Annotated in this window: 16 protein-coding genes and 1 tRNA gene; 14 read left to right on the top strand and 3 right to left on the bottom strand. The window is 61.2% G+C overall.

The annotated features are described in order from the left end of the window. Position 1 precedes the first annotated feature (1 nt). The 5 genes from rseP to rpmE all read left to right on the top strand — a co-directional run bounded on the left by rseP (position 2) and on the right by rpmE (position 5,466). Positions 2–1,141, top strand: coding sequence for an RIP metalloprotease RseP (gene rseP, locus GRI34_RS06445; protein WP_325065192.1), 1,140 nt, complete (start codon positions 2–4; stop codon positions 1,139–1,141). A gap of 133 nt (positions 1,142–1,274) precedes the next feature. After that, positions 1,275–3,989: an outer membrane protein assembly factor BamA gene (gene bamA, locus GRI34_RS06440; RefSeq protein WP_160595227.1), complete on the top strand. Its 2,715-nt coding sequence runs from the start codon at positions 1,275–1,277 to the stop codon at positions 3,987–3,989. After that, positions 3,989–4,672 (top strand): OmpH family outer membrane protein, encoded by a 684-nt coding sequence (locus GRI34_RS06435; RefSeq protein ID WP_090481403.1) that lies wholly within the window; start codon positions 3,989–3,991, stop codon positions 4,670–4,672. The genes bamA and GRI34_RS06435 overlap by 1 nt, the downstream gene beginning before the upstream one ends. A 22-nt stretch (positions 4,673–4,694) precedes the next feature. Further along, positions 4,695–5,147: a 3-hydroxyacyl-ACP dehydratase FabZ gene (gene fabZ / locus GRI34_RS06430; protein ID WP_090481405.1), complete on the top strand. Its 453-nt coding sequence runs from the start codon at positions 4,695–4,697 to the stop codon at positions 5,145–5,147. A gap of 94 nt (positions 5,148–5,241) precedes the next feature. Beyond that, positions 5,242–5,466 (top strand): 50S ribosomal protein L31, encoded by a 225-nt coding sequence (gene rpmE / locus GRI34_RS06425; RefSeq protein WP_090481408.1) that lies wholly within the window; start codon positions 5,242–5,244, stop codon positions 5,464–5,466. Between the two features lie 60 nt (positions 5,467–5,526). Here the strand turns inward: rpmE and GRI34_RS06420 are convergent, their stop codons facing one another. From GRI34_RS06420 to GRI34_RS06410, 3 genes are all read right to left on the bottom strand, one after another. Beyond that, the gene (locus tag GRI34_RS06420) at positions 5,527–5,844 is read right to left on the bottom strand and encodes a TraR/DksA family transcriptional regulator (RefSeq protein ID WP_160595226.1); all 318 of its coding nucleotides are present in this window, start codon (positions 5,842–5,844) and stop codon (positions 5,527–5,529) included. 65 nt (positions 5,845–5,909) lie between these two features. Next, positions 5,910–6,332 (bottom strand): GFA family protein, encoded by a 423-nt coding sequence (locus GRI34_RS06415; protein ID WP_325065191.1) that lies wholly within the window; start codon positions 6,330–6,332, stop codon positions 5,910–5,912. Position 6,333: 1 nt separating this feature from the next. Further along, entirely contained in the window at positions 6,334–6,969 is a 636-nt protein-coding gene (locus tag GRI34_RS06410; protein WP_160595225.1) for a prolyl hydroxylase family protein, read from the bottom strand. Between the two features lie 196 nt (positions 6,970–7,165). Between GRI34_RS06410 and GRI34_RS06405 the strand changes: the two genes are divergently transcribed. The 9 genes from GRI34_RS06405 (at position 7,166) to GRI34_RS06370 (ending at position 13,283) form a co-directional block, all read left to right on the top strand. Continuing rightward, positions 7,166–7,242 (top strand) — tRNA-His (locus tag GRI34_RS06405). 49 nt (positions 7,243–7,291) lie between these two features. Next, on the top strand, positions 7,292–8,359 hold the full coding sequence (locus tag GRI34_RS06400) for a Leu/Phe/Val dehydrogenase (protein WP_160595224.1): 1,068 nt from the start codon (positions 7,292–7,294) through the stop codon (positions 8,357–8,359). A 62-nt stretch (positions 8,360–8,421) separates the two neighbouring features. Then, positions 8,422–9,144 (top strand): heme ABC transporter permease CcmC, encoded by a 723-nt coding sequence (gene ccmC, locus GRI34_RS06395; protein WP_160595223.1) that lies wholly within the window; start codon positions 8,422–8,424, stop codon positions 9,142–9,144. A gap of 1 nt (position 9,145) precedes the next feature. Beyond that, entirely contained in the window at positions 9,146–9,301 is a 156-nt protein-coding gene (locus GRI34_RS13205; protein WP_199800124.1) for a hypothetical protein, read from the top strand. Then, positions 9,298–9,759 carry a cytochrome c maturation protein CcmE gene (gene ccmE, locus GRI34_RS06390; RefSeq protein WP_160595222.1) on the top strand — a complete coding sequence of 154 codons (462 nt, stop codon included), beginning with the start codon at positions 9,298–9,300 and terminating at the stop codon, positions 9,757–9,759. Before GRI34_RS13205 ends, ccmE begins: the two co-directional genes overlap by 4 nt. Continuing rightward, on the top strand, positions 9,756–11,711 hold the full coding sequence (locus GRI34_RS06385) for a heme lyase CcmF/NrfE family subunit (protein ID WP_160595221.1): 1,956 nt from the start codon (positions 9,756–9,758) through the stop codon (positions 11,709–11,711). Before ccmE ends, GRI34_RS06385 begins: the two co-directional genes overlap by 4 nt. Further along, a complete protein-coding gene (locus GRI34_RS06380) occupies positions 11,708–12,235 on the top strand; it encodes a DsbE family thiol:disulfide interchange protein (protein WP_160595220.1) in 528 nt (175 codons plus the stop codon). The genes GRI34_RS06385 and GRI34_RS06380 overlap by 4 nt, the downstream gene beginning before the upstream one ends. A 20-nt stretch (positions 12,236–12,255) precedes the next feature. Beyond that, positions 12,256–12,639: a cytochrome c-type biogenesis protein gene (locus GRI34_RS06375; RefSeq protein ID WP_160596415.1), complete on the top strand. Its 384-nt coding sequence runs from the start codon at positions 12,256–12,258 to the stop codon at positions 12,637–12,639. Further along, a complete protein-coding gene (locus tag GRI34_RS06370) occupies positions 12,636–13,283 on the top strand; it encodes a tetratricopeptide repeat protein (protein ID WP_160595219.1) in 648 nt (215 codons plus the stop codon). Before GRI34_RS06375 ends, GRI34_RS06370 begins: the two co-directional genes overlap by 4 nt. The last annotated feature ends 79 nt before the right edge of the window (positions 13,284–13,362 follow it).

Raw genomic sequence — 13,362 nt, 5'->3', positions numbered from 1 at the left:
GTTGGACGGTTCGATACCTTTCTGGATGTACATCATCGGCTTCCCGCTGCTGCTGGGGCCGTTGGTGACGCTGCACGAACTCGGACACTATCTCGTGGGCCGCTGGTTCGGCGTCCACGCAGAGGCCTTTGCCGTGGGATTCGGCAAGGAAATTGCTGGCTTTACCGACAAGCGCGGCACTCGCTGGAAACTATGCGCGCTGCCGCTTGGCGGATACGTCCAGTTCAAGGGCGACATGAATCCTGCCAGCGTGCCGGACAAGGAAGCGATCGCTAACGCTTCCGCCGAAGAGCGCGAGGGCAGTTTCCACCACGCCAGCCTGTGGAAGCGTTCGCTGATCGTCTTCGCCGGGCCGGCGATGAATATCATCGTGACCTTGGCGATTTTCACGAGCTTTTTCATGATCTTCGGCAAACCGGTCTCGCCGGATCCGGCGATGGAAACGACGATCGCAGCCTTTGCCGAAGACTCCGCTGCTGAGGCAGCCGGACTGGAGATCGGCGATCGTATCGTGAGGGTGGATGGCAAAGAGGTCGCCAGCTTCTTCGACTTGCGCGAAGCGATCATCATGTATCCGGGGCGCACGCTGGACATCGAGGTCATCCGTGACGGTGATGTGCGGAATTTCGACGTCGTCCCGCGCACGATCAAGGCGGAGGACCGGTTCGGAAACGTCTCGACCATCGGACAGATCGGTATCCCGCCTGCCGTTACCGAGCGCCAGTTCGAGGGTGTCGGGCCAGGCGAAGCAGTCAGTCTGAGCTTCGTCCAGACAGGCAAGCTGGTCGACATGATGGTGACTGGCATCAAGCAGATCGTAGTCGGAGAACGCTCGGTCAAGGAACTGGGTGGACCGGTTACGATCGGGAAATTTGCCGGTGAACAGCTGAGCCTCGGTGCGCTGGCATTTTTCAATCTGGCAGCGCTAATCTCGCTTAACTTGGCATTCATCAACCTACTGCCAATCCCGGCTCTCGACGGTGGGCACCTGGCGTTTTACGCGGCGGAAGCGATCCGTCGGAAACCGCTTGGCCCCCGTAGTACGGAGGTGGCCTACCGGGCCGGTGTGGCAATTGTGCTCGCGCTGATGATTTTCGTCACCTTCATTGATATCGCCAAACTCCCGTTCTTCGGGAATTAGGCGGGGAAAGGGCCGGGTGAAGGCGCGTCTGCGGCGTCACACGGCTTGATCGCGCGGCGCGCATGGGGCAGGGGGCCTCCAGGCGCTTCGCAAGGCGTCTTTTGTACTTTTGAGGACGGGAACTCCCTTGTCGATGACTGATTTTGCGAACGCCGCGAGCGAGACGAAACCATTTGGCGCGCGGCTCGTCGCCGGACTGATGGCCGGTTCCGTTATGGCGGGCATGCCCGCAGTTGCCTTGGCCCAGGATGCTGAAGAGGCTGAGGCATCACAGCCGGTTGAGCCGGTGATCCAGCAAGATGTCGTGCGTTCGATCGCCGTGGCCGGTGCTCAGCGCCTCGAGCCGCAGACGATTCTATCGTACATTCGCTTGCGTCCTGGCCAGGAATATACCCAGGCGGTGGGCGACCAGGTTCTCAAGGACCTATACGCAACAGAGTTGTTCTCGAATGTCAGCGTGACGAACAACGCTGGCAATGTCGTGATCACGGTGACGGAAAACCCGGTCATCAACCGCATCATCCTGGAAGGGAACGAGCGGATCAAGAATGACAAGATCATTCCCGAGATTCGCCTCGCGCCGCGCCAGATCTTTACACGTTCGAAGGTGCGCGCCGACGTTGCCCGTATCATCGAGCTCTACAAGCGTCAGGGCCGCTTTGCTGCAACGGTAGAGCCTCAGCTCGTCCAGCTGAGCCAGAACCGCGTCGATATCGTCTTCGAGATCGAAGAAGGTCCCAAGTCGAAGATTCGCCAGATCAATATCATCGGCAACGAGGCATTCTCGGACAGCGATTTGCGCGGCGAGATGGTCACCAAGCAATCGCGCCTGTGGACCTTCTTCAGCTCGAACACGAGCTACGACCCCGACCGTCTTGCATTCGACCAGCAGCAACTGCGTACTTTCTACCTGACGCAGGGCTATGCCGATTTCCGCGTCGTTTCCGCAGTCGCAGAGCTGACGCCTGACAAGGAAGATTTCATCATCACCTTCGTCGTCGAAGAAGGTGAGCGCTACAAGTTCGGCGACCTCAAGGTCGAAAGCGAATTGCGCGATTTCGACAGCGAAACGATGACCGCCCGCCTGCCTATGCAGACCGGCGACTGGTACGATGCGGAACGTGTCGAAGACACGGTCGAGCAAATGACCGAGCTGGCCGGTACCTTCGGCTATGCCTTTGCCGAAGTGGCGCCCCAGTTCACCAGGAACCCCGAAACCCTGACGATGGACGTCAACTTCGTTCTTCGCGAAGCTGACCGCACCTATGTCGAGCGCATCGACGTCAACGGCAACACGCTTACGCAGGACAAGGTGGTGCGCCGCGAATTCCGTGTCGCGGAAGGTGACGCGTTCAACTCGCTCGCCATCCGTCGCTCCGAAGCCCGCATCAAGTCGCTCGGCTACTTCCAGGAAAACTTTGAGATCACGCAGGTCGAAGGCAGCGCGCCCGACCGTATCGTGCTCGAAGCCAACATCGAAGAACAGCCGACCGGCGAACTCCAGCTTTCCGCCGGTTTCTCGTCCATCCAGAGCTTCATTCTTTCCGGCTCGATCCGCCAGCGTAACTTCCGCGGTCGTGGCCAGACGGTCGGCCTTAGCGTCAACTACTCCCGCTTCTCGAAGTCGGCCCAGATCAGCTTCTCCGAACCTTACGTGTTCGACCGCAATATCTCGATGGGCGCGGACATTTATCACCGCGAATACGACAACGACTTCTTCGCGACCGATTTCAATCGGTACAAGCAGGCGCAAACAGGTTTCACCATGCGCGCCGGTGTTCCCCTGTCGGAATACATGTCGCTGATCGGCAGCTACACCTTCCAGTATGAAGACGTGTCGATCGGCGATGGCTTCTTCGAAGACACCGATGGCGATGGTGTCGCTGAATGCCTCCAGTCGCGCTTCATCTGTGAAGCTGTCGGCGAGCGTACGGTTTCGATCCTCGGCGCGACGCTCAACTACAACTCGCTCGATAGCCGGGTCCGCCCGACGCGAGGCGAGACGATCAGTGTTACTGGCGAATTTGCCGGCCTTGGCGGCAACGTCAAATACCTGCGCATGCGTTCGCAGATGGGCAAGTGGTTCAATCTTGGCAGCGGCCTGATCTTCTCGGTGAATGCGGAAGGTGGCTGGATTCGCGCCTTGAGCAATAACCAGACTCCGGGTTTCGACGATGTCCGCCTGACCGACCGCTTCTTCCTGGGTGAGCCCCAGTTCCGCGGTTTCGATATTCGCGGCGTCGGCCCGCGTGTGGTCCGCCTGCGCTATCTCGATGACGATGGCGATCCGGATACGGCTCGCGTGCTGGAGACGATCGAGCAGTTCCGTGAGACGAAGAACCGTGCGTTCGACGATGCCTTGGGCGGCAGGGCTTATTACCTTGCACGCGCAGAACTGGAAATTCCGCTCGGATCGGGTGCGCGTGAAATGGGTATCCGCCCCTCGCTCTGGCTTGATGTCGGCTCGCTCTTCGCGATCGACCGCCCGCAGCTCGACGACTTCCCGAACAGCTTTCAGACTCGCTCTGGCGGTAATCCGGTCTTCTTCGGCCCGCTTTACGATGCCGACGGCAATCCCCAGCTCGACACCGATGGCAACCCCGTTTCGGGCAGCACCTTCGATGCCGTGGACGCCGACGGAAACGCCAACACCCCGGTCCTGGACCCGAATGGCTTCTATCGCGAAGTCCTGTTCGGCGACAGCATCAGCCCGCGCATCACCGCGGGTATAGGTATCAACTGGAACTCGCCCTTCGGCCCGTTCAGGATCGATCTATCCCAGACGATTAAGAAGCAAGAGGGTGACGATACCAAGACCATTTCCTTCAATGTAGGAACGCAATTCTAATGAAACTGATTACCAAGTCTCTCGCAGCTGCGAGCCTCGCAACCGCTGCCATGGCGGCCACTCCGGCTGCCGCGCAGGTGAACGGCAACATCGGGATCGTCAGCGTCCCCGCTGCCGTTGCACAGGCTACCGCACGCACGACTGCCTACCAGCAGATCTCGACGACCTATGCCTCGCAGATTACGCAAATCCAGCAGAAGCAGCAGCAGATGCAGACGCTCCTGCAGCAGCTGGACACCAACAGCGACGGCCAGCTCGACCAGGCTGAGCAGCAGGCTGCGCAGAGCGCTCCGCAGGCTCAGCAGCTCCAGACCCTGGAGAACGAAACTGCACAGCTTTCGAACCAGATCGACGGTGCACGCATCTATGCGATCGAACAGATCCTGCTCCAGTATAACGCCGCGCTTCAGACCGTCGTGCAGCAGGATAACCTCCAGCTGATCCTTTCGCCCGATGCGGTTCAGTATTCCGCCCCGGCAGCGAACGTGACCCAGAAGGTCGTCGCAGCGCTCAACACGCGCGTGCCGTCGGTCCAGATCACCCCTCCGCAGGGCTGGCAGCCGGCGCAGCAGTCGGTCGCGATTTACCAGCAGATCCAGCAGATCCTGATGGTCGCCGCAGCCCGCCAGCAGCAGGCAGCCGCACAGCAGCAGACGCAGCAGCCGGCTGCAACCGGCCGCTAAGAAAAGAACGGGGAGCAGGGGAATGAGCGATACCGGTTTCGACGTCGTCGAGGTGCTGAAGCGCCTGCCGCACCGCTATCCCCTGCTCCTTGTCGACCGGGTGAAGGAACTCGTCATCGACGAGCGTATTCACGCGGTGAAAGCGGTCAGCTTCAACGAAGATTTCTTCCAAGGACACTTTCCGGGCTCGCCGATCATGCCGGGCGTTCTCCAGATCGAGGCCTTGGCCCAGGCGGCTGGCGTACTCGCTGTTGAAAGCCTCGGGCTCGCAGGCTCGGGTAAGCTGGTATATTTCATGGCGATCGAGAATGCGAAGTTCCGCGCGCCTGTGACACCTGGCGTCTTGCTCGATCTCGAGGCCGAATTCGTCCAGAAACGCGCCCGCGTCTGCAAATTTTCAGGTAAAGCCAGTGTCGAAGGCAAGGTCACCTGCGAAGTCAGCTTCACCGCAATGATTGCCGACGCACCCGAATAGGCTTGCAAATCTCTGCGCGCGGCGCTAACCGCGCGCCTTCTCCAAACACAGCTGGACCGGTCGGAACCGCTCCGAAGCTAGAAGGACGTTTATCATGAAGGCCGAAGGTCACCCCGATTACCACATGATCACGGTCAAGATGACCGATGGCACCGAATTCCAGACGCGCTCCACCTGGGGCAGCGAAGGCGAAACCCTGACGCTGGAAATCGACCCGACGAGCCACCCGGCATGGACCGGTGGCAAGCAGCAGCTTCAGGAAGGCGGCCGCGTTGCAGCCTTCAACAAGCGCTTCGGCGGCATCAGCCTCAAGAAGTAAGCTTTCAGGCATTACCGAATTCAAAGGGCGGTCCTGCGGGGCCGCCCTTTTTCGTTTCGGTCAGGCAGCACATTCGATGCAGCGCGTGGCGATCGGGCGCGCTTGCAGACGGGCTTCGGCGATCGGCTTGCCGCAACTGGCGCAAGTGCCATAGGTGCCGTTTTCTACCCTCAGCAGTGCATCGCGCACCTGTACGATTTCCGCGCGCAATACATCGTCGACCCCTTCCAGAGCCTCGTCGTCGGCTAGGTCCACCGCCTGTTCGCTGAAGTCTGCGTCGAGAGGGTGGCGAAGGTCATCCTCGATGACCTCGGCGCGCTCGAGCAGATCGGCAAGGCGCTGTTGAAGCTGTTGTTGCAGGGCGCTGTAATCGTTCATCGGTGGGTTCTCCCTTTGTTGAAAAGAGAGTTAGCAAGCGCCGGGTCGCCCGTATTTGATCCTGATCAATCTTCGTAGCGTTCGAAACGCATGACACCGACATAGTTGTAATCGCCGCTATCGGCCGGGTGGTTCTGTCCATCGAAGACCGGTATTTCAGGCAGGTCGTAGATCGTCATGCCGTCGATGCAGGCGAGGTTCAATCCATAGTGATCGGGTTCCGATCGCAGTTGGTGGAAGGGATGAATGCCGCATTTGGAACAGAAGCGGTGCTGCGCCTGACCACTTCCGAAGGTGTAAAGGGTGAGGGCCTCTTCTCCTCTGGTGATGGTGCAATCGTCCATCGGTACGTCGACCATGACCACGCCCTTCATGGCGCAGATGGTGCAATTGCAGCGCCTGATTACCGGCTCTGCTGGCATGGTGAAGCGAAACCTCACGGTTCCGCAGTGGCAGCCGCCTTCGTGGATCTTTCCGCCTTCGATCACCCTACCAACCCCACGGCTTTTCGCGATACCATTTCGTTATGACGTATTTGACGCCGCGGCGCACTTTCATGCCGTGATGGATCGTATTCGGGTTCTCCGACCCGTCAGGGCGAATGTTGTTCCAGCACACCAGTTTGCCGGTTTCGGGTTGGATATTCTTCTTGATCGCCTTGAACCGCGTTGCGCCACCGGCTTCGACATCGTTGAGGTAGACCATGAAGGTCCAGGTGCGCTGGCCTGCGACGGAACAATATTTGTCCCAGTCCTGTCCGTCGCGATTGAAGTAGTCGCAATGCGGTTTGAACTCCTGGCCGACATCATAGCGCTGGCCCTGCAGCGGTTCGCCGTGGGTCGGATCGATACCGTTCAGAGCGCTGAACAGCGCCTCCATCTCGCGCACTGCGGGTTCTTCCGGCTCGAGGTCGCAGGTCTCGCTGGTGCGGAAATATCGATCATCCCCCGCATCCGCGAGAGTGGAAGGACGGCGGTCCTTCTCGATCAGTTCGATCAGCGTTTCGCACAGGGAAGGGCTGACGAAGTTTTTTAGTTGGAACAGCTCCAGCCTGTCCGAGGGGACACGCTGCACGCCCGGCCGGGCCAACAGTGTTTCGGCAGAAGATTCGCCCGGTCCGATCATCGGCTCGCACGATAGTCGCGGGTGCAGCCGCTGCAAGGGGTCGTAAGATAGTTGCGTGCCAGACCCTGCGCACGCTTTTTTCCCTTCCCATCGGGCGCACATTGTGCAACAGGCACGCGCCGTTGCGGAAGGCGGGTTGACGCCCGCTCGCCCGCGATTATGTGCCGCCTACCCGGCTGCGTTCCGGGGGCGTGTGGCGATCGTAGCTCAGTTGGTTAGAGCGCCGGTTTGTGGTACCGGAGGTCGCGGGTTCGAACCCCGTCGATCGCCCCATTTTCTCCCCTTCGCGCAGCATGTTGAACTCCTTGCAAGGGGCATAGCGATGACGGCTTTCTGGACCGAAACGGACTTTGACGATCACGAGCTCGTGCAGCTCGTTCGCGACCGGAAGAGCGGCCTGACTGCGATTATCGCGCTTCATTCCACGCATCTCGGCCCCGGCGCCGGTGGCACGCGCTTCTGGCACTATGCAGAGCCGGAAGCGGCCATGCGCGATGCCCTGCGCCTGTCTCGCGGGATGAGCTACAAGAACGCCATGGCCGGCTTGCCGATGGGCGGCGGCAAGGCAGTTATTTTGGCGGATAGCGACAAGACCAAAACCGCCGAAATGCTCGCTGCTTTCGCAGACGCGGTCGACGCGCTAGGCGGCCAGTATGTGACTGCCGAAGACGTTGGTATCTCCGAAGCCGACATGGCAGCGGTAGCCCAGCGCACGCAGTACGTATCCGGACTGCCGGTCGAGGGCGAAGATGCTGCCGGCGGCGACCCCGGCCCGTTCACCGCGCTCGGCATCTTCCTCGGCATCAAGGCTGCCGTGAAGCACAAGCTGGGCAAGGACAGCATGGACGGCGTGCATGTCGCCCTCCAGGGTGTCGGCAGTGTCGGTGGCGGCGTCGCGAGGCTGCTGGCCAAGGAAGGCGCGAAGCTCACCCTTTCGGATATCAGCGAAGATCGCTGCCGTGCGCTGGCGACGGAGCTCGATGCCGAATGCGTAGCGAGCGACGCAATCATGTCGGTCCCTTGCGATGTGTTCAGCCCGAATGCGCTCGGTGCGATTCTCGATGACGACGGCATCGGCCGACTCGATTGCAAGGTTGTGGCGGGCGGCGCGAACAACCAGTTGAAACGGCCGGAGCATGGCCCGATGCTGGCGAAGCGCGGCATCCTCTATGCGCCCGACTATGTCATCAATGCGGGCGGGATCATTTCCGTGACCCTCGAATATCTGTGCCGTCAGGACGAAGCGCCGTGCGACATCAACGAGGTGCGCAAGCGTATCGCGCTGATCCCCGGACGGCTCGAGGAAATCTGGCAGGAAAGCGACAAGACCGGCGAATCGCCCGATCAGGTCGCCGACCGCCTGGCGCAGGCTCTCATCGGACGCGGATAAGCGCGATCTTCACTTGCGGGTCAGGCCTGCGCCTGTAAAAGCGCGGGCGACGGCTTTCGATCATGCACGGCTTCGCCAATCCCAAACGGTTCCTTTCCCTCGCGCGGTGGCTGACGCCGCTGTTGCTCGTGAGCGGCCTCATCGTGACGGCAGTCGCATTGTACTGGGGTATCACGTCGGTTCCCCCGGACCGCCTGATGGGAGAGACCGTCCGCATTCTCTTCATCCATGTGCCAACAGCATGGCTTGGCATGGGCGGGTGGAGCGCGATTGCGATTTGCAGTCTCGTCTTCCTTGTATGGCGCCATCCGCTGGCCGCCATCGCCGCGCGAGCGGCAGCAGTACCGGGTCTCGTGTTCACCATCATCTGTCTCGCGACCGGTTCCATCTGGGGGAGGCCAACATGGGGCACGTGGTGGGTGTGGGACGGACGGTTGACCAGCATGCTTGTGTTGGCGTTTCTGTATCTCGCTTACATCGCGTTGGCTCAGGCTGCCGAACGCGAGGGCGTGTCGCCCCGTATTCCGGCAATTTTCGGCCTGCTTGGCGCGGTCAACATCCCGATCATCAACCGCAGCGTCGTGTGGTGGAATTCGCTCCACCAGCCGCCCAGCATCACTATGGGCAAAAGCGCTATCGACGTGGTTTTCCTGCAGCCGCTGCTTCTGGCGGTACTCGGCTTCTCGCTGATTTTCGGTGGAGTGGTGCTTGCACGGATGCGTGCTCTTCTTGCCGACATCCAGGCCGAAGCCCGCTTGCGGCGGCGCGCGCTGGAGGCGGACTGAAATGCGTGAGGCCCTCGACCAGTGGGATTTCGTGCTCGCGGCCTATGTCGTGGCGGTCATCGGAACGCTGGGCATGATTGCCTGGAGCTGGATCGCGATGAAGCGCGCGGAAAAGCGCCGCGAGAACGTGCGTTCGGCCACTAGGAAGGCGCGATGAAGGCGAAACACCAAAGGTTGATCCTCATCGTCCTCGTCCTGATCGCTCTGATCGGCGCCGGACTGTTGGCAAGCTATGCCCTGCGCAACCAGGCCAGCTATTTCTACCTGCCGGAGCAAATGGCGGAAAATCCTCCGGAGCCCGGACAAGCCGTGCGACTTGGCGGGATGGTCGAACCCGGTTCACTCGAGAAGCAGGCCGACGGCATCACCGTCACATTTGCCGTAACCGGTCGTGAAAACTCCCGCATTCCCGTGCGGTTTGCCGGTATTCTTCCTGACCTTTTCGTTGAAGGATCGGGCGTGGTCGCCGAAGGCCGTCTCGATGCAAGCGGTACCTTCATCGCGGACAACCTGCTCGCCAAGCACGATGAGAATTACGTGCCGCGCGAATTGGAAGGCATGAGCGAACACCAGGCAGCCGAGATGGCCGAAGAGACCACGGTGGGCCTCGAATGATCGCAGAACTCGGTCATGCCGCGCTGTGGATGGCGGCGGCTTTGGCCGCCCTACAACTGGTGGCAGGCGCACTCGGCGCGCGAGACGGAGAAGTCGAGGGCATAACCATACTCTCGCGCCCCGCGGCGATCCTCCAGGGGGCACTTGCGGCATTCGCCTTCGCGGCCTTGCTCTGGGTGTTCGCGATAACGGATCTTTCGGTCAAACTGGTGGCCGCAAATTCCCACTCGATGAAGCCGATGGTGTTCAAGCTTTCGGGCGCCTGGGGCAACCACGAAGGCTCGATGCTCCTGTGGGTCACGGTCATGGCGCTGGCCGGCGCGTTGATTGCTGCGATCGAACGACGGCTGCCGGAACGCACCATGCAGGCGACATTGGCGGCACAAGGCTTCGTGGCGCTGGGCTTCTATGCCTTCTTGTTGCTCAGCTCGAACCCGTTCGAGCGACTACCGATTCCGGCAGCAGAAGGGCAGGGGCTCAATCCGCTACTCCAGGATATCGGTCTCGCCTTCCATCCGCCGACACTCTATTTCGGCTATGTCGGGCTGTCGGTCGCGTTCAGTTTCGCGGTCGGCGCCATGCTGACCAGATCCGTAACGCCCGATTTCGCCCGCGCTATGCGTCCTTGGGTGCTCGGCGCCTGGGTTCTACTGACTCTTGGCATTACGGCCGGTAGCTATTGGGCCTATTACGAGTTGGGCTGGGGCGGCTGGTGGTTCTGGGACCCGGTCGAGAATGCGTCCCTGATGCCCTGGCTGGCAGCGACCGCGCTCCTCCATTCCGTCAGTGTCCTTGCAAGCCGAGATGCCTTGCGGGTCTGGACTATCATGCTTGGCGTGATCGCTTTCTCCATGAGCATGCTCGGGACATTCCTCGTGCGCTCGGGCGTGCTTACCAGCGTTCATGCCTTCGCAGTCGACCCCGAACGTGGCAGCTTCATCCTGGTATTGCTCGCCATCTATATCGGCGGAGCACTCTTGCTTTTCGCGCTGCGTGCCAATTCGATCAGCGAGGGTGAACGGTTCAGCGTGGCCAGCCGCGAAGGCGCGCTGGTGTTCAACAACGTCATGCTGAGCGCCATTCTTGCAGTGGTTTTGCTCGGCACTCTCTATCCGTTGCTGACCGAGGCTTTCGATGTGCGTGTGTCTGTTGGCCCGCCATACTTCAATCCGGTGTCGGCGATCTTCGCGCTGCCGATGCTGGCGGTCATGGCCGTGGGTCCGCTGCTGAGGTGGCGGCGCGACAGTTTCGGGCGCATTTCCAAGGAATTGGCCCTCATTGCTGCGCTCATTGTCGCCGGACTTATTTTCTTCGCCCTGTTTGAAGGCGTGGCGATCCTCCCGCTCATGGGCCTTGCGCTGGCGATTGCATTGGCCGTCGCAAGCTTCCTTCCCCTGAGGGGACGCAATCTCCGACGCCTCCCGGTCTCGGTCTGGGGCATGGTGATGGCCCACTTCGGCATAGCCGTCGCCCTCTTCGGAATGGCCAGCGAAAGTGCGTTTTCGAACGAGAAGCTGGCAGCTTTGGAAGTCGGGCAGTCTACCCAGGTCGGACCCTGGAAAGTGAGGCTGGACGGCATTGAACCGGTCGCAGGCCCCAACTGGACCGCGATCGAAGGCCGTATGCTTGCCAGTTACAAGGGCGGTGAGCCCAGCGAGATTGCGCCCCAGTCCCGCAATTTCTGGGCGCCGCCGCAACAGACCACGGAAAGCGTCCTCCTCACTCGCTGGAATGGACAGCTTTACGCCGTGATGGGTAGCGAAGCCGATGATGGCAGGTGGCAGCTGCGGCTGTGGTGGAAGCCGTTCGTGACGCTGATCTGGTACGGCGGGATGCTGATGGCGCTGGGCGGGGTGCTGGCAATCATCGGCCGCGTCCGACGCGACCTGAAGCGCCGCTCGATCCGCCGGAAGATCGAGGTGCGCCGCGCCGATATGGAGGAATTGGGATGAACTGGCGTGTCTGGCTGCCTTTGATGCTCTTCGCGCTCTTCCTCGGCGTTGCTGCTTACCAACTGACTCAGCCCAAGGACGATGTTGTGGCCAGCGGCATGATCGGTCAGGAATTGCCTTATTTCGAGCTACCGCCTGCGCATTCCGATAACCCCGGTGTCACCACGGCAGACCTCAGGGATGGCAAACCGCGACTACTCAATATCTGGGCGAGCTGGTGCCTGCCCTGTATCGCCGAGGCCCCGCAGCTTGAGGCCTTGAAGGAACAGGGCGTCGAGATTGTCGGCATCGCGATCCGCGACGATCCCGAAGACGTGGCGCAGTTCCTTGCACGGCACGGCAACCCCTACACCCGCATCGGGCGCGACGACCTTTCGGAAGTGCAGCTGGGTATCGGCTCTTCCGGTGTGCCCGAAACCTTCGTCATCGATGGCAACGGGGTGATCACTTACCAGCACATCGGCGACATCCGTGCGGATGACCTGCCCGTCCTGCTCGAGAAGCTGCGGGAAGCCGGCGCGTGAGACTGCTTGCGGCTTTCCTGATGGCGCTTGTCGCCGCTCCGGCGCTGGCGCAGGGCAATGCGCCTCCTGCTCCTTACGCCTATCGCCAATTGGACGATCCCGCGCAGGAAGCTGCGGCGCAGGAGTTGATGGAAACACTGCGCTGCCTGAAGTGCCAGTCCCAATCGATCGCGGACAGCGATGCGCCGATGGCCGGCGACATGCGGCACCAGGTTCGTATTCGCATCGCGGCAGGCGAACAACCGGAAGAAGTCCGCGCCTGGCTCATGCAGCGATATGGCGACTATGTCAGCTATGCCCCCGTGGTGAGTGCGCGGACGTGGCCACTGTTCGCCTTGCCGGTAGTCTTCCTCCTGACCATTGCCGCAGTCCTGTGGCGCCGATTCGGTAAGGGCAAGGCATGACCTGGTTGCCGATCATTCTCCTTGCGCTTGTTGCATTCGTGGCCGCCGTCGCGTTGTTGCGCCTGCCGCGTAGCTTGTGGACCCTGCTCGGAGCGACGCTGATCTTCGGCCTTGCGGGATATGCGATGCAAGGGTCGCCTGGTCAGGGTAGCGCGCCGAAGGCGGCCGCCGGTTCCGAGGCGCAGAGCGGCGAACTCCTCGTTTCTGCTCGGCGCGAATTTTTCGGTGCCGGGCAATTGCCCAGCAGGTGGATCATGACCGGCGACGGTTTCGCGCGCCGCGGAGATTATGCACAGGCAACCGGTCTCTACGCGAATGCGATCAGTGAAAATCCTTCGGATACAGAGGCTTGGCTGGCGACCGGCATTGCGCTGGTCGAACATGCCGAAGGCAATCTGACGCCCGCTGCGATAAACGCCTTCGAGCGCGCTGCAGAGCTCCAACCAGAGAACGGCGGAGCGCGCTATTTCCTCGGCCTTTCCTGGCTTCGCGGCGGCGAGCCTGCGCGGACACGCGAACTTTGGGTGGAAGCGCTTGAGGCAGCGCCCGAAGACGCCGAGTGGCGCGAGGACCTCGAGATGAGACTCGCTCGCCTCGATGCGCTGCTCGAAATGGCGGCCAGGCCTGCCGATCCCGATCGGTAACACCACTGTCAGGGCCATTGCGAGCGTCGCAGGGCGGTGCTAAGCGCCGCGACCTTGCGAAGGACACAGACACTTCGCG

The organism is Qipengyuania aquimaris, from assembly GCF_009827445.1.
GTDB classification, from domain to species: domain Bacteria; phylum Pseudomonadota; class Alphaproteobacteria; order Sphingomonadales; family Sphingomonadaceae; genus Qipengyuania; species Qipengyuania aquimaris.
Note: the sequence above shows the minus strand (reverse complement) of the source record. Positions and strands in the feature narration are given on the sequence as shown.